We start from the raw sequence: 17,332 nt of genomic DNA, 5'->3' as shown, positions 1-17,332 counted from the left end.
CGGTGATTTGCGTGACACCGCCGGTCAGACTCACGGCACCGGTGAAGTCGTTGCCGCCATCAGCCAGCGTGATTGCGCCGCTGCCTGCGTTTATCGTGGTGAGGCCAGTCACGGCGATGTTGCCCGCTGTCTGCGCGATCGCCGCATTCGTGCTGGTCAATGCCAGTGTGCCCAGGGCCGTTACATCGCCGCCGAGCGTCACGCCGTCGCGACCGGTCAGGCTCACATTGGTGCCATCCAACGCGCCGCTGGTCGACAACACGCCACCATTGGCCGCCAGGGTCAGGTTGCCGGTACCAGCCGACAGCGCACTCGCCGGCAAGGTCAGGGCACCACCAGCGACCAGGCTCACGTTGCCGTTCGCGTTGTCGGTCAGCGAAGCCACGTTCAGATCATTGACGTCCACCAGCGACACACCGGCACCGGTCGCCGAGACCGTTCCCTGGAAATCGTTGCCGCCCGAAGTCAGGCTCACCGCTCCGCTTCCGCCATTGATGCTGGTGTTGCCGGTGGCGAGCACATTGCTGCCGACGCTCTGCGAAATGCCGCCCGTGCTGCTCGTCAAGGTCAGGGCCGCGGCGCTGACATTCGCGTTCAGGGCCAGCCCTGCATTGCCGGTCAGCGACACCGTGCCGCCGGTCAGCGCACTGTCGATGGTCAGCGCGCCGGCCGAGGTGGTGAGCGCAATATCGCCGCCCGCACCCACCGAGACCGGCCCGGTTACATCCAGTGCCCGGTTGTTGAGGACGCTCAGCCCCTGCCCGGCACCGGTCACGCTGAAACTGCCCAGCTGCTGGATCTGATTGCCCGTGCCGGCCAGCGAGGAGCTGTTGACTGCGGTTCCGTTCAGCGTGGTCGCGGTGATCACGCCACCCGCGGCCTCGCTGATGGCGCCTGCCACGCCAAGTGTGGTGGTGGTCCCGGTGATGCTGCCGCTGATCGTGAGGTCGCCCGCGCTGGTGGAGAGGCTGGCGCTGCTGCCGCCATCGACCGCACCGGCGACATTGAGCGCGGCGGCGTTGGTCAGACTGAAACCTGCCGCGCTGAAATTGCCGAGCGTACTGATGACATTGGCTTCGCCCAGCGTGGTCGCGCCGACTGAGCTACCGGTCAAGGTACCCACCGTGATGGTCGCACCCGCCGCCTGCGAAATGGCACCCCCGGTATTCAGCGAGAGGTTGGCGGCATGAGCGGGCGCGATCGGCGCGAAGATTCCCAAATCACCGCTAAAGGCATCACCGATCACGATCGTGTTGGCTGTGATCTGGTCGAGCTCAGTACCGGTCAGGCCGAGCCGCGGAGGACCTGGCGGGACATCGACTCCCAGTGAAATCTGCCTTCCCGACGTGGCCTGCAGGATGGCGACGGTACCGGCGGTACCGGCATTGACAGTTCCGAAGATGTCCGCGTTGTCGCCAATCAGGCCGACGTCCGCGCCAGCGGTGACGGCGCCCGCGTTGGTAGTGTCCACCGTGGCACCCGCACCGATGTTGATTCGTGCACCGCCCCCGGCGGCTTTGAGGGTTACCGCCCCGCCGGCAGTGGTGATGCCGGACGCCACCACGCCGAGGTCAGCCGTGGTGCTGGTGATGCCGACATCGCCGCTGCCTGCGGTACCACTGACATTCGCGCCGTTGGCTTCGGTGATATTGACCGCGCCGGTACCGTTCGCACTGAAGGCGATGCTGTTGGCATCGGTGAGGACCGCGCCCGCTGCACCGATCGCACCATTGGTGCCCGCTGCCGTAAGAGTCAGCGCATTGCCGCTGATCGTGCCCGCAGTGCGCACGATATTGCCGGCTGAAGCCGTCAAGGCCACATTGCCGGTGGTGCTGATGTTGCCGCTGACCGTCAGGTCACCCGTCGTGCTGGTGACGCCGACATTGCCGCTGCCCGCGGCACCGCTGACATTCGCGCTATTGGCTTCGGTGATATTGACCGCGCCGGTGCCGTTCGCACTGAAAGCGACGCTGCTGCCATCGGTAAGAATCGCGCCCGCTGCACCGATCGCACCATTGGTGCCCGCTGCCGTAAGAGTCAGCGCATTGCCGCTGATCGTGCCCGCAGTGCGCACGATATTGCCGGCTGAAGCCGTCAAGGCCACATTGCCGGTGGTGCTGATGTTGCCGTTGACCGTCAGGTCACCCGTCGTGTTGGTGACACCGACATTGCCGCTGCCCGAGGTACCGCTGACCGTCAAGGCACCGGCATTCGTGACGGAAGCGCCGCCAGCGCCACTGTTGGCGAACGCCAGCGTGCCCACTTGCGTGTCGATCTCGTTGCCAACGCCGGCAGCGCCGATGCCGGTTGCGGCGCCGAGCGTGGCCTGTCCGCCAGCATTGGTGATGCTGGCCGCCGTACCGCCATCGGCATCCGTGATCGCGCCAGCCGTCGCCGTCAGCGTGACCAGTCCACCTTGGCTCAACACGGAGCCATCGTCGATGCCGATATTTCCCGTGGCTGAAGTCAGCGACACCGTGCCGGCGGTATTGGCCGCATTGGTCTGCTGCAGGGCCTGCACCGTGGCGCCATCTGCCTCGGTGATCGCGATGTTGCCGGTGGCGCCGGTGTTGACCACATTGAGCAGCGTTGCCGCCGTATTCAGGCCGATACCCGTAGCGGCGGTCGCGTTCAACGTGCCGGCAGACAGCAGTTTTCCTGCCGTTTGCGTGATGCTCCCCGCCGTGGCGGTCAACGTGGCCGAGCCGCCGCCGAGCGAGATGTCGTTCGCAAGACTGATGTTGTTGCCGGCGATCAGCGACAGGTTCAACACGTCGCCACCAGGCGTCGAATCGAAGATCTTGTTGTTGATCACGATGTCGTGCGCAGCGTTGAACGTGAGCGCGTTGGTGCCCTTGCTGTTGTAGTCGAGATCGGCATTGAGGGTAATGTCCCCGGCCTGCGCGTTGGTGCCACCGCTGCCGGTGGTCACCGTGACGTTGGCGCCGCCGGTCAACGCGGCGGTGATCAGGTTGACGCCGAGCGACGCACTGTCGTTCGTTGAGAGAAAGGGACTGGCGGCGTTGATGTTGGTGCTGCCACCACCGGCAACGATGTTGATGTTGTTCGGATCGATCAGCCAGTCGCCGCCGAACCCGTTGGCATTGCGTGCAGTGACTTGCGGGGTGCCGGTGACTGTCAGGCCACCGTGACTCGAGGTCTCGACAAAGCCGCCATTGCCGCCGCCAACGCCACCGCGCGCGGACAAGCCGCCGGCGATGACGGAGTTGTCCTGTGAGAACACGGCAATGCTGCCACCGTTGCCGCTGCCGGTTGCATCGGCATTGAGCATGGCGCCATCGGCAACATAGGTCCGGTCGGCAATGACGAGCCCCTCACCGCCGCGAACGCCGCCGCCGACGCGAATCGCACCACCACCCTGAGTGCCCGAGGCATCCAGCGTGCCGCCGGTTACCATCACATCCTTGTCCGACAGCAGCTCGATGCGGCCACCGTGTTTGCCGCTGGTGTCGATGATTCCGGAATTTTCGGTGTTGCCGCCGCTGGCGACCAGGCGCACCACGCCACCGTCGGTGCTGATGCCGCTGGCATCGATGACGCCGCTGTTGTTGACCAGGTTGGTGAACAGATCCTTGGTGGCCGCCGCCTGCAGTACCACCGTGCCGTCTTCGGCACTCAGCCTGCCCTTGTTGGTGACGGCGGCTTCCTTGGCGTCCAGACGCTGCTTGAGTTCGCCGGTGATCTGGATGTTGATCAGGCCGTTGCCATCGAAGTCGAGCGTCGCGTGATCGGCGCCATCGAGATTGATCTTGCCGTAGTTGGCGAAGATCAGCCCGTCATTGAGCACACTGCCGCCGACCAGGCTGACCGAACCACCGCTCGCTGCCTGGATCAGCCCGTGGTTGACCACGCCGGCAGCGGGAGCGACCGCATTGAGGTTGTAGTGCCCGGCGAGAAAATCATTCGGGGTCAGGTCCAGCGTGCTGGCAAGCAGGCCACCGACATTCATCTGCGCCGTGGCGCCGAAGATGATGCCGTGCGTGTTGATCAGGAAGATCTGGCCGTTCGAGTTGATGCGCCCGAAGATCTGGCTGGGGTTCTGATCCAGGATCCGGTTCAACGCCACCGCCGAGCGCGACGGCTGGTTGAACAATACCGACTCGTTGGCGCCGACGTTGAACGTCTGCCAGTTCAACGCCAGCCTGCTCGAGGCCTGGTTGATGACCGTGTTGTTTCCGCTTTGCGTGATCGTGCCCGAACCACCGACGACGACGCCTCCGGTGGGGCCACCGGCCAGCGCATCGCTGCTGAACACGATCGAGCCGACGACCAGGCCGACGCACAGGCTGATCGGCCAGGTCTTGCGCAATGGCAGAGAGGTGACCAATGCAGGCGTCGCATGCCTGCGCGCCGAGGTGCGCGGGTTGCGTCGATTGATGCGGGTGCTCTTGCTCATGGTCATCATCCGTCAATACGTGAAGCTGAACCCACAGTAGATGTGGAAGCCTTTGCCATCAGACGCATCTTGCGAGCTCAGCGGTACCGCACCGTCGAGGTGGAACGCGAATTGGTTGAACCGTGGCAGGCGGAAGATCAGGCCTGCGCCCGCGCCACTCAGCGTGGCGGTATCCGGCGTGACGAGCCGGTTCGCGCCCGCCGAGAAACCCTTGGCATAGTCGACGAACACCTCGAATTCGAGCAGCTCGCGCCATGGCCTGCCGTAGAACGGCGAGACCACGTCACCGAAACCAGGCGCATCGACGTGGTATTCGAGCGACGCGTAATAACCCTTGTCGCGCAGGGCGTCGGCAATCGGATAGGCGCGGGTGCTGTCGGGCCCACCGAGCACGAACTGTTCGAGTGGAACCAGCGCATCGCGGGTGTACTGGCCGACGAACTTGAAGTTGAGTCGCTGCGACTTGCTCAGAAACTGCAACCGCGTATACGAGAGTTTGGTGACGAGGAAATTGCTCGCATGCTGCGGGCTGACCAGGTCGGGTTCGGTGGAATCGTCGTTGATCGACTTGCGCACGCTGAGTTGCAGGAGGTCGACACCATGAAAGCGGCGATCGGTGTGGATCATGCCGTAGGTCAGTTCGCCGACGCTGAATTTTTCATCCGACAGGCTCACGCCGAGGCCGTCCAGCCTGGACTCTTCCTTGAGGACATGCAGCGTGCCTATCGTCTTGAGGTCGTCCCGGTTGATGAACTTCCAGTCCATGCCCGCGTAATAGAGCGAACTCGGACCCTTGACGTGAAGCGCGGAGAAGGTGCCAGTATTGACCTGCAATTCGCTGCGCGAAGCACCGATGACGGCAGTCAGGCCTGGTGTGATGCCGACGGGCGCGCGATAGCTCAGCGCGCCATATACGTTGTTGCTCGGATCCAGTGCATAGTCCACGTTGGCGTTGAAGGTATCGCCGATGCGCAGCGGGTTGTCCCATTCAAGGCCGGCCTGGGCACGGTACTTGCCCGTGAGGTCGGTACCGTAGTTGTTGGCGCCCAGCATGATCTTGTACGGCCGCTTGGCCTCGTTGGCGACCATCACCAGATCGGTATCGCCGGTATGCTCGCCGGGCTGGAATGTCGACGAGACTGTGACTCCCGGCAGGTCGCGTGCGTACAGCAGCGCTGTATCCACGTCGCTTTTCAGCAGCGGCTTACCCCTGAGTTTTTCCGCCGGCGCCGAGATGACCCCAGGTCGATAGCGTTTGGTACCCTTGACGATGATCTTGCCGATCTTGCCCTCAAGCACCTGGATCTCGACGATCTGATCGGCACCCACAGTCTGTGCCGGCAAAAATGCGTTGGATACGATGAACCCGGCCGTCCGGTAGCGCTCGACGATCTTGTCGGCCACGCCCTGCATCTCGGCGAAGCCCAGCTTCACCGGATTGCCCGCCGTGCTGGCCAGTTGCCGGTATTGCGCATCGGCCAGCGCCTGGATGCTCGCCGGTGTCACGCCAAGGCTCGCATGATCGGCCACGCCGGTGACGCGAAAGCCTTGCACCGCGATCTTCTGCGCAGTCTCGGCATCGCGATCCTTCACCGGAGGCACGACGTTGCCGGATGCTTGAGGTGGCGGCGAAACGGTCGCCGCGGCGTCACTTGATGGCGGCGACGGAGCGTGTTCAATCGTGGTTTGTGATTTGCCGGACGCCTGGCCTGACGAGGCGGTGCCGGCGTCTTGCGCGCAGGCCATTCCTCCAGTCAGCGCCAATGCCAACGCTGCCGCGAAGCAAACAATTCGCACGATACATTCCCCCGGGCCGCTTCAACTTCCGTAGACGGCGCACCTGGGTTATCCAAGGTCACGCCGTTGCGAACTTTCCCCCACTGCAAGGCAATTGCTGCCTGTGCCAGTACGTGTTACTCCTCACAGAATACACCCTAAGACGTTCAGCGGAACAGCCATCGGCAGGCGCAAAAGATCGCGAGAATCGGCGCCTGCTGATCACCCGGGCAACGCGAGGAACCCTGCTTTTCCAGGCCGGGTTTTTGTCGGCGCGATGGCGCAAACGGATTGCAAATCGCGTCGTGGCAAGGTGTTTCGGCCATGGCCGCAGACGGGAAACTTCAACCCGTCACCCGCACCCGTAGCGTTGACTCCGCTCCGCCCGGCAGGCTTGCGAAAGCGTCAAGCCCACGGGGTCGGCGAAGGCTGCCGTATCGAGCCGACCACCACGGGCAAGCTGCGATGACAGGTATTTTCATGCGCCGCGCAACAGCCAGTACGCCAGCAAAACCAAAAGCACGGCGCCAGCCAGGATAGCCAGCAATGGCTTCCAGGCAATCCCCGGCCGCATCGTCAACAGGGTGGTCAATGCCCGTCCGGAAGCCGCCGATGCGTCGCCAACCGACGCCGGATGGTCATGGCGCGCGCGCGATGAGGTCGTTGCGACACCCGGGACCAGGGTCTTGCGTGCGGTGACCACGCCGCTGCTGTCGTACAACGATTCGAGTACGCGACGACGTCGGGCACGGTATTCAGCACGCGTGATTCGGCCCAGCCGATGCGCTTCGTCCAGGACGTGCAGATCCTGATTGATGGCCCGTTCGCGTTCAGTCATTTCAGCTCCCTGAGCACTCGGAAACCTACGTCTCGCTGGGGTGAGCCGCTGTCGGCACGATGCGTGTCGACGCTACAGTCGGACCAGTAGCTGCTGAAGCTGCCGCCACGCGCCATCACGCTACCGCCGTTGACCACCCATTCCCACACATTTCCGGTCATGTTGACCAAGCCCCACGGATTGCGCGAACGGCCCCGCGCCGACACGACCGCTCCGCTGCCTTCGCCACCACCTGCCGTGGGCGGCACGCAGTTGCTGTCCTCGGCCTGCTTCCAGCCGCTGCCGCCCTTGGCCGCGTGCACCCATTCCTCGTCGCCGGGCAGGCGGTAGATATAGCCGCCACTGAGGTCGCTGAGCCAGCGTGCATAGGCTTTGGCCTGATCCAGGCTGATGTTGCTGATCGGCGCGTTGCCCAGGTCCTGGTCGTTCACCGTCGTGGCAGCGCATTTGCCGGTAGCCCTGCAGAACTGATTGAACTCGGTAATGGAAATTTCTGCACGTGACATGGCGTAGGCCTTGCCACCGCCGATTCCGGGCACCACGACCAGCAACGGGCCGCGCGTACCGCCGATGTTGTCGGAGCAGAACTTGCCCTTTCCGGCCAGTCCGGGCTTGGCGCACGAGTCCGCTCCCGGCGGTCCCGCAGGCGCGGCAGGCGCACCGGTCGGGGTCGGCCGGATTGCCGCGCCCGGCTTGCCGGGGACCGTGGGTGTCTTGCCGGGAAGGACCGGAGGCGGTGCCTCTTCAACGGGTTCGGCTGACGTTGTCGCCAGGGGGACTGGCGAACCTGCCGGTGCGGCACCGGTGGGCTTGAGCCGCTCGAGTTGCTCGGCAAGCGATTTCGCGGACAGCTGGCCGCGGATACGCATATCCGATTCGAGCTCACCCAGCGCGCTGGCGTCCGTTCGACGAACTCCATCGAGCTGCTTCTTCAATCGATCGTAATCGGCACCGGCAAGCGGCTGCCTGCCGGCTGCCATGATGGCGGCAACCAAATCGTAGCGTGCCTTTGCCGAGCGCAATTCGGCGTTGCCACCCAACGCCTTGAGAGCTTGACCGAGGACGTCAGCCGCCTTCTGGTAGCGCCCCTTCTGGAACGTATCGTGGGCCTGGCCGAGATACGCATCGGCCAGCAGTTTCGGTCCTTCAGTCTTGAGGAACGGGTTATCCGGCTGCAAGGTCTGGATACGTGCCAGCGACTGGCTGGCCTTGCCCACATCGCCGGCCGCCACCGCACTCTTCATCGATTCGATGCGCGATTTCACCTCGGCATCGGCACTCTCCTGGGCAGCCTTCGCCTGCAGGTTCTGCTGGAGCGCGTCAAGCTTGGCGCTTTCGGCGAGCAGCTGGGTCGACTTCGGTATGTACTTGAGGCCGAAGTCCACCGCCAACTTGGCCTGCGGCAGATGTTGCGGGTTGGCAAACCGATCGGCTTCATTCGCGATAGCAGTGCCCAGCGCGTCGACTGCGCGCTCGGTCTCCGGCGATGTGTCGGCACGCAATGTCTCCATCGCCGCCGCCACCGATTGCTGCCAGTCCGGCGTAAGCGCCGGTTTGGCGCTGAGTCCTGCCAGGCTGGTGCGGGCATCGGCGAGAGCCTGCGTCTGTTGCTGCAAGGTCTTCTGCTGGGCGACGGTACGGGCGTTGGCGACCTCGGCCAGCACCTTGGCAAAGCCCGCCTCGGCCGGATCGATCTGCTGCCCCGCCTTGCCGACGCGCTCGGCCGCATCGAGATCGCCAGCGGCGATGCGATCACGGACCAGCTTGACCAGGCTGGCATCGACGCTGCCCCGCAACCCGGCATAGTCCGGCGAGCCGGCCCCGACCTGGGTCCGCGCATTGTTCAATGCGCTCTTGACGTCCTGCAGCCAGACCACGGTACCGAGCGGCTGCGCCAGCAGGTCGGCGACCCGGCTCTTTGCCAGGGCATTGCGCTGCGCTTCGGTAGCCGCCTGCTGCGCCAGCTTGTTCTGCTGCTCCAGCAGGGTCTGACGCGTCGCCGACAGCGCCGAGTCGCCCGGGAACAGGTCGATGCCGAACCCGGCAATGCTGATCGCGCTGGCAAGATCTCCAGCGGTCTGTTTTTCCGCTGCCTGTGCCGACAACGATTGTTTCAGCCGGGTAGCCTGCTGCGCCAGCCGCGGATCGTCGGCGAGCAGTTTTGCCGCATTGCGGTACGCTGCCGCCGCCTGTCCGCGCCAGTCGTCGGCGTTGTTCGCGTGGTCGAGCAAGCCGGTGAATGTCTGCAGGCTTTGCTCGCGCTGCTGCTGCAGCTGCTTCGCTTCCTGCTCCTGCTGCTGCTGCGCCGCCAGCGCCTTGCCCAGTTCGTCCAGCTGTGCGCCGCGCTGCTTCAACCGGCTGGAATCGGGGAACAGGCTGCTGGCAAGCTTGAGATCCGCCACCGCTTCGTCCACATGTCCGGCATCGATCGATTTGCCGATCGCCGCGTCGTACTTGAGCTCGAGCTCGGCATTCTTGAGCAACGCGCTGCCGGGGTCGATAGCGCGGATGTGGGCCAACGTCGTGACGACGTTGTCTGGCTGGTTCTCGAAGATGGCGTCGGCACTGATCTGCTGGCTCAGCTGGGTATCCAGTGAATTGAGCAGGTCGTTCCTCTGTTTTTCCACCGCGCTGCGCTTGATGTCCAATGCCGGCGAATACAGTTTCAGATCGTCGCGCAACTTGAATACGCGCTGCGTTCCGGCGTAGTCATAGCGATCCTTGGCCGGATCCCAGTAGGCATCGATGCGGCTCAGCAGAAAATTCTGGATCAGGTCGTTCTGGTCGACAATGATTCGCTTGCGGTCGTCGTCGTTGAGCGTATTGAGCGCCTGCAGCGCCTGGTTTTCGTTGGCGTAATGATCCGGGCGCACCATGGTGAAACGCCCGATCACCTCCGCCACCTGATGGCCATGCCGGTAGCTGGTCCAGGCCCAGACGCCACCGGCAACCACCAGCAGAGCCGGCACGCCATAGATCAGGTAAGGCATCGCCCGCTCGCGCAGACCCACCTCGCGCAGCCCCTCGACCAGCTCGTTGGCGCTTTTCAGGCGCTGTGCATTGGTGAACGCCACGCTCGCGCACAGTACCTTGTACTGGTGCTTGGTCAGCCCCTTCACCAACGGCGGCTTGCGGCCTTCCTTCATCGCCACTTCGGCGCTGGCCTTGTCGTAGGGATGCTTGCCGGTCAGCAGTTCGAACGTGACGCAACCCAGCGCATAGACATCATCGCCGGGCACCGGATCCTTGCCCTGGATCATCTCGAGGCTGGCGTACGCCGGAGTCAACGCACCCAGCGTACCGGCATCGAACACGGTCTGTTCGCCAACCGCATCGCCCATGTGCTTGCCGGCGCGCGCGATGCCGAAATCGAAAACCTTCGGCACGCCTTCGCGCGTCACCATGACGTTCGCCGGCTTGAAATCGGAGTGCACCACGCCAGCCGCATGTGCCCGCGTGAGCGCTCGCGCCATGCCCTCGATAAGCGGCCGGGCCTCGGCCAGCGACAAACCGTTGTAGGCACGTTCGCGAATGAGCTGCTTGAGGTCGGAGCCGTCGACGTACTCCATCGTCATGAAGACGATGGTGCGGTCCTTGTCGAAATCGTAGACGCGCACGATGTTGTCATGCGCCAGCTGCTGCGAACGGCGCGACTCTCGCTGCAGCGAGATCAGCGAATCGGGATGCCGGCGGAATTCGTCATTCAACACCTTCACTGCGACGTAGGGATCGCGGTCACGCGCCTCGACCTTGCGTTCGTCGCGGGCTTTGAACACCACACCCATGCCGCCGCGACCAATCTCTCTCTCGAGGTAGAAGCGTCCCTTGAGCAGCGAGCCCACCGTGACAAAGTCAGCCGTTTCCGCGTCGGAGATATGCTGCCAGCTGGACTGGCTGCTGCTGATGCTGGAACCGGTGCCTTGCGTGCCGGTAACGCCGGCGGCGCGCTCCTGCGTTGGCGGCCGTGACGCACCCGACGCGGGCTTGACCACCGTTGCTTCATCCGCGACGGGCGGCGCGGAGGAATGCGACGTGGGCTTGACCACGGTGATCTCGTCCAGATCCACCGGCGGCGGCGCGGGACGCGAGGTCGGCTGCAAGCGGGTGACATCATCGTCATCGGGCGCAGTCACCGGCGCAGGCGGGCGCTGGGTCGTCGGCTTGACCATGGTGATGTCGGCATCATGCTCGGGTTCCGCCGGAGCCGCCTGCGACTGCACGACGGCCAACTTGGCCAGCAGCGCCTTGATGATGAGCGGTTCGACACTGCCCTCGCTGCGCTGCTGCTCAAGCCACGCTATTTCTGCCTGATATTCGGCCTCGGGCAACGCGCCACGCGCCGCCACTGCTTCGAACAGGGCGGGGAGTTTGAGCTTGTCGCCCTGGTAGGCGGAAACCAGTTCGGCTATGGAATTCATGGCTGGGAAGTTTTCATCATGCTTGGAGGCGTACGACGACGGCTGAAATGTTGTCCCGCCCGGCACGGCTCAAGGCAAGCTCGAACAGACTGACAATGAGGTCTTGCGGTTGCCGGTTGCGGCGACATTCGCCATCGAGCTCGGCATCGGACATTTCCTTGTTGATGCCATCGGAACAAAGCACGAATTCCGTGCCCGGGCGATTGTCTGCAATGACCCAATCCACGAACAACTGCTCTTCGGCACCGACCGCGCGCGTGAGCACGCCGGAACCGGCCTGCGGCGGCGCCGGAGTGGCGCCGAAATGGGTGATGTCGTCCTCGCCACCGTGCACGTGGTCGCGCGTGATCTGGCGCAGGCGATTGTCTTCGAAGCAATAGGCACGGCTGTCGCCGACCCAGCCGCACAGCATGAAATTCCTGTCGTGCACGAGCACCACGACGGTCGACCCGATCAGGTCAACGCCACGAGTGGCAGCAGTCTGCAGCAGGTCGGCATTGACCTGGACCAGGGTGTCCTCGATCGTTTCGATGAAGTCGAACACGCTGCCGGTGCGGGGCAACGCAGCGAGCCGCTCGACGATCATCGTGCTGGCATAGTCGCCAGCCGAGTGTCCGCCGAGGCCATCGGCGACGACCCACAAGCCGACCTCGTCACGGATCAGAATGGCGTCCTCGTTGTGCTTTCGGACCTTCCCGGTCACCGTGCGGCCCGCGGAAACGTATCGAGTCGTCATGCGTCAATCTCGATGATCGCCAATGGCCATTGGGTCGCGTCCGCGCCAAGGCCTGCAGCGGTGGCAAGGTGCAGGCGCGCGTCGTCGCATGACGGCATCGCGAGGCTGCGTGCGAGGACTTCTGGTGGTAGTTGCAGCAATTGCTGGGTCGCCATCAGCAACAGGCGATCGCCTGCCTGGATCGCACAGAAGACCTCGCCGCAGGTCGGCTGCGCCGTCGCACCAAGACCGGGTGCGGTCAGCGAAACCCGGCTGAACAGCAGATCATTGAAATCATCATCGACGCCGGCCTCGACGGCCGGCGGCGCCGTGCTCTTGGCGAAGAATGGTTGCAGCTGCCCCTGCCGCCAATGCCATGCCGCCGCCGTGCCGATCCGCAACAGGTCGGCCTGGCCGCCCGCGACGTGCGCGGCGATCACCGCGCAATCTTCCAGCACCGGATCAATCAGGTCCTCGCTGGACTGCCGCAGCTGCGGGTTCAACGCCATGATCCGCGTGCGCAAGGTCTGCATGCCAGCGGCCAGGTCGGTGGCGGGCAGGTCACGACCGATCGAGGACACCGCAGTGACTGCCCGCTGCCGCGGATCGGGGCTGCCGACTTCGGCCGCCAGCAGAGTCAGGGCGCAGTCCACTCGGCTCAATACCATGGCACCCGCGCCGGCACCAACGGGTGTCGGCGCAATGGTCACGGCATGTACCGGAGGGGCTGTTGAAATCACCGACTCAGGCACCGCGCCCAGATCGGAAAACAGTTCCGGATCGTCCGGCAGCCACGCAACCGGTGTCGCCGGCAGTGGCATCGCGGTCGGCACATCGATGGGGCTGGTGACAAAGTCAGCGACAGTTTGTGGATACCGAGCCACAGCGTCGAACGTCCCCATCGACTGCCATGGCGTGATGCTGTACCCGGCATCGAGAAACCCGGCATAGGCCGTCGGCTGCGGCAGACCGTTGGTGATCAATACACTTGCCGGTACCCGCTCGACTCCCGTCGTCCACCACAGACACCAGTTGCCGGGTGTGGCCGCCAGGCGCGTCCATAACCCGCCCAGGAACGTGCCCGTGCCACCGCGGGCCGGCAGCGGCAGGCGCCAATGGCTTGCCGCGTTCCAGTCGATGCCATGCAGAAGCTCCAGCGCATCCGGCCGCCCTGCATCGAGCGGGCTCGCCAGCGCGGCCACCTGCTCGTCAAACGCATCCACACTGATCGAGGCGTCGGCCTGCGCGGCGAAGTGCACCTGCTCGGCCAAGTCGAACCAGCTGCCGCCCTCCGTCAACGCGCGGGCGCAGACCCCGGCATCAGCCGCGATCGGCGTGGCGATGACCATTGGAAAGCAACGTCCGACCCGGTCCACGCCCGGCCCCATGATCCCTGCCCAGGCCGACTCTCCACATATCGCTGGCGCGAGCAGGAAGCGCCACGCCGGACTGGCGTGATAGGCCTCATACCAAGCCCCATTCAACGCGCTGCGGCTTTCCGCCACCGCGCTTTCGAAATGGTGATCCCACACATCGACGAAACCGGGTGGCAACCGACGCTGCACGAAATCCCCGGCGCTGGGCAGCTTTCCGAAAAAACCTGCAGCGGGATTCGGCACGCGCTTAGCCCCCGCACCGGAAGCTGGACAATGCGTTGCTCAGGAACGGGTTCTTGAGGTTGTTGGCCTGGATCGTCACCTTCGCCAAATGGCCGCCGAAGTTGAAGCTGGCGACGAAACGCAGATCGGATTGCTTCTGCAGGCTGGCCGCCTGCAATGCGCGGAAGAACGCCCAGTCACCGTGATAGTCGAACGTCGTCAGCAACGCGCCGGAAGGGTCGTAGGCGGAAATCGAAACGGATCCCGGCGTCGGCCCCGGCCACTTCATGGCGACGTTCGTTGCGCCGCCCGGCTGGTATTCGTACTTCTGGCCATCGACATTGATGACCAGCTTGCCGATGCCGGCATCGAGTACCGGCGTGAGCAGCGTGAAATCAACCTCGGGCATGTTGCCGCTGCGGAAGAACATCTGCTTGATCCGGTCGGCACCCTGCATCTGCGCCAGCATGCCGGCCGAGCCGCTGACCGCACCGGGTCCGGTCTTCCATTGCCAGTTGCGGCCGCTGGCATCGATCAGCTTGCCGAGCGTCTGCGTGTAGAAGCTGTCGAAACGGCCACCGTAACCGAACATCTCACCGAAGTTCTGCAAAGGAATGTCGTTGTTGCTGGATGGCGAGAACGGATAGCGACCGCGCGTGTAGTCGGCGCAATCCTTCGCGACCACCTGCTGGAACTGGTCGTCGAGCGCGCCCTTGGTGCCGCTGGCTACCAACGCCTGGCTCTTGCCGGTGAGTGCCGCAAACCAGCCGGAAGCCGGCGCAGGCAATTGCGTGGCTGCCTGCTGCGCCATCAGCAATTGCGGGTTGGGCTGCCCGGCGGCGGAGCTGAAATCACCCATCGTCAGCAAGGTCTTGCTGAGATCATCGAGCACCTTCAGCGTCTGGTCGATCGGTGCGGCACCGGGCGCCCCATCGCTGAGCTTGTTGATCTGCTCAAAATGATCGCTGATCACCTGCCCGGGTTTTGCACTCGTCGCATCTGCCCCGGGTGTACCGCCGCTGCCTGCACCAGCCTGTGCCAGCGCCCTCGCCAATGCGGTCTGCGTGGCCTTTTTCTGCGCCAGCTTTTTCGCCACATCCTCGGCCTTGTCTGCGGCATCCGCAGGCGGCGCACGCATCAGGTCGTTGGTGTTGTCTCGTACCACCTTCAGCAACAGCTTCAATGGCGAATTGGGGCCGGCAAGCTTGGCGGCGATGGCGCTGGCATCCTGGATATTGCTGATCGGCTGCAATTCCAGATCGTTGAGGATGGCGTCCCAGGCCTTGATGTAATCCTGCTCGTAGAGCGCGAGCACCTGCTGGGCCAATTGGGCCTTCTGCAGGGAATCGATCTTGCTGGCACCGAATACCCAGTCGTCGTCGGCGAATTGCGTCACCGCCTGCTCGATACCCTTGTCGACCTCGTTCTTGAACGCCGGCTGGGTGAACAGCGCGGGCAGTGGCTCGGACAGTGCCGCACCGCTCTTGCGCCGATACACATTGCCGAGCAGGCCAAGCTCCTTGTCCAGTTGCAGAGGCGCATAGCCGTCGTTGTCCGCCGTGAGCTTGATGTTGCCATAGATCAGGGTGGGCAGATCCGCGGTGCGCAATGTGTTGCGCGCCTGCTCCACCAGACCGGCATCCAGGGTCAATGCACGCAGGCGCCCCTCATGCCCGACCAGCGCATCGAAGTGCTTGGTCAGCGCCTTCTGCAGGACCGGATCGGCCGGGAACAGGCGACGCCACTCGATGCCGGCCAGGGCCACGATCTGATCATGGTCCAAATGCTTGGGCTCACCCAGCATCAGGTAGCCCTTGAGGTAGTAGTAGAGCATCTGGGGATCGGCTGCGTTCGCGGCGAGGCCCGCACGAAACTGTGAAGCCACGCCTGGCAACAGGATGCCGTTGAGTTCGCGGTAATAGGCGTCGCGCACCTCGTCGCCTACGGCGTTGCCCTGATACAGGCCGAAACGCATCGACAGCGGCACATTACCCTTGTGCTGGTCGGCGACATCCACCGCGGCCGACAATGCCTCCAGCCGTTCCAGCACCAGTGCGAAATACGCCTGCTGATTCGGCGCCAGCGACATGTCGCTCTGCGCCGGGTATTTCTGCAACGCTGTCTGCACTTGCGCCAGGTAATTGCCATTGCGGCGATAGCTGCTGGCCAGCCCGAAAACCAGCAACGCACACGCCAGCAGCACACCGATATAGGACGCGGCCTGCAGCAGGATCTTCTGCCGCTCAAGCTTGGGGTTGGTACCGGCGAAACCCGATTCCTTGAACAGTACGTCCTTGAGCAGGCGCTCGACGAAGAACGTGCGACTCTGTGCGCCCGGTACGTGCAGACGCGAGGCATCCAGGCCGAACGTGCGTGCCACCGCGCCCATCATGCGGTCGATCGGGGTGCCTTCCTGCGTGCCGGAAGTGAAATAGGCGCCGCGCAGCAGCAGCGGCGCGTCGTACTGATGCCCGGTGAATACGCCTTCGACAAACTGCCGGGTGATTTCGCGCAAGGCGCCAAGCTGCTGCGGGAACGACAGGATCGCCGCGCGCCGGGTGCGGTCGCGCTCGCCATGCAGGCGGTCGAGGATGCGCGTGTTGAGCCGGTCCAGCAGCAGGTTGAACTCGTCCAGAAATTGCTTCGCAGCAGTGCCGTCCATGGTCTTGCCGACCGGAAACGACATGCCCCAGACCTGGCTGCGCAGCTCCGGATTGAGGTCATCGAAGAATTCGGTAAAGCCCGCCACGAGGTCGCACTTGGTGAATACCAGGTAGGCCGGCACGCCGATGCGCAGGTGCTTGGCGAGCTCGTCCAGACGCTGGCGAATCGCCAGGATGTGCTGCTGGCGGCCGCTGGCATCCAGTGTCAGCAGATCCGACAGGCTCATCGCCACGATCACGCCGTTGATCGGCCGCCGCTTGCGATACTTGCGCAGCAGATTGAGAAATTCCTCCCACGCCGAGGCGTCCGCACCGCGGTCGGAATCCTGTGTGGTGTAGCGGCCGGCGGTGTCCAGAAACACGGCTTCGTCAGTGAACCACCAGTCGCAGTTGCGGGTACCGCCAACACCGCGGATCGCTTCCTTGCCGAACTTGTTCGACAGCGGAAAATTGAGCCCGGAGTTCTGCAAGAGCGTGCTCTTGCCGGAACCCGGCGGACCGATCACCACGTACCAGGGCAAGGCATAAAGATTGGTGCCGCCGCTGCGATTCTTGCGCAACGTATCCACGGCTTCCTGGAAGCGGCCCTGCAACTGCGCACGCTCGTTGGCAGAGCGCTCATCGCGCTCGCCACCGCCGGCTGCAGGTGCACCCTGGTCACTCAGGTCGCTGGCCATCTGTTTGGCCTTGCCGCGTACCCGCAGTTGCTGGATCTGCAGCCACACCGCCCAGATCACCACGATCACGATGATCAGCAACAGCCGCACGACCGGGCTCGTCAGCGGCTGTGATTCGCCGAAGCCAAGGTAGGGACCGCCAAACCAGATCAACAGCGACAGCAGCAACAGGCCGACGAGGGTGATGAACAGGCGGGATTTGAACAGCGCAAGAAGCTTGCCCACGATGT

Annotated in this window: 7 protein-coding genes; all 7 read right to left on the bottom strand. The window is 64.1% G+C overall.

Annotation, left to right across the window (positions count from 1 at the left end; genetic code table 11):
• On the bottom strand, positions 1–4,417 hold a 4,417-nt coding region (locus tag EAH75_RS14005), incomplete at its 3' end, for a beta strand repeat-containing protein (RefSeq protein ID WP_161596305.1).
• Positions 4,418–4,429: 12 nt separating this feature from the next.
• Positions 4,430–6,214 (bottom strand): ShlB/FhaC/HecB family hemolysin secretion/activation protein, encoded by a 1,785-nt coding sequence (locus EAH75_RS14000; RefSeq protein WP_241668950.1) that lies wholly within the window; start codon positions 6,212–6,214, stop codon positions 4,430–4,432.
• Between the two features lie 457 nt (positions 6,215–6,671).
• Positions 6,672–7,031 carry a hypothetical protein gene (locus EAH75_RS13995; protein ID WP_140805870.1) on the bottom strand — a complete coding sequence of 120 codons (360 nt, stop codon included), beginning with the start codon at positions 7,029–7,031 and terminating at the stop codon, positions 6,672–6,674.
• The gene (locus EAH75_RS13990; RefSeq protein ID WP_140805868.1) at positions 7,028–11,449 is read right to left on the bottom strand and encodes a protein kinase domain-containing protein; all 4,422 of its coding nucleotides are present in this window, start codon (positions 11,447–11,449) and stop codon (positions 7,028–7,030) included. Before EAH75_RS13990 ends, EAH75_RS13995 begins: the two co-directional genes overlap by 4 nt.
• A 16-nt stretch (positions 11,450–11,465) precedes the next feature.
• Positions 11,466–12,185 (bottom strand): PP2C family protein-serine/threonine phosphatase, encoded by a 720-nt coding sequence (locus EAH75_RS13985; RefSeq protein ID WP_140805866.1) that lies wholly within the window; start codon positions 12,183–12,185, stop codon positions 11,466–11,468.
• A complete protein-coding gene (gene tagF / locus EAH75_RS13980; protein WP_140805864.1) occupies positions 12,182–13,783 on the bottom strand; it encodes a type VI secretion system-associated protein TagF in 1,602 nt (533 codons plus the stop codon). The genes EAH75_RS13985 and tagF overlap by 4 nt, the downstream gene beginning before the upstream one ends.
• A 4-nt stretch (positions 13,784–13,787) precedes the next feature.
• Positions 13,788–17,327, bottom strand: a complete 3,540-nt coding sequence (gene tssM / locus EAH75_RS13975; protein WP_140805862.1) for a type VI secretion system membrane subunit TssM — start codon at positions 17,325–17,327, stop codon at positions 13,788–13,790.
• Positions 17,328–17,332 lie beyond the last annotated feature (5 nt).

The sequence above is a fragment of the Rhodanobacter glycinis genome, assembly GCF_006438785.1.
GTDB classification, from domain to species: domain Bacteria; phylum Pseudomonadota; class Gammaproteobacteria; order Xanthomonadales; family Rhodanobacteraceae; genus Rhodanobacter; species Rhodanobacter glycinis_A.
This window is presented reverse-complemented; position numbering and strand designations above follow the sequence as displayed.

Bases quoted from the DNA above. Each gene is read 5' to 3' on its own strand.
- EAH75_RS13985 (WP_140805866.1), bottom strand. From the start codon at position 12,185: ATGACGACTCGATACGTTTCCGCGGGCCGCACGGTGACCGGGAAGGTC.
- EAH75_RS13995 (WP_140805870.1), bottom strand. From the start codon at position 7,031: ATGACTGAACGCGAACGGGCCATCAATCAGGATCTGCACGTCCTGGAC.
- EAH75_RS13990 (WP_140805868.1), bottom strand. From the start codon at position 11,449: ATGAATTCCATAGCCGAACTGGTTTCCGCCTACCAGGGCGACAAGCTC.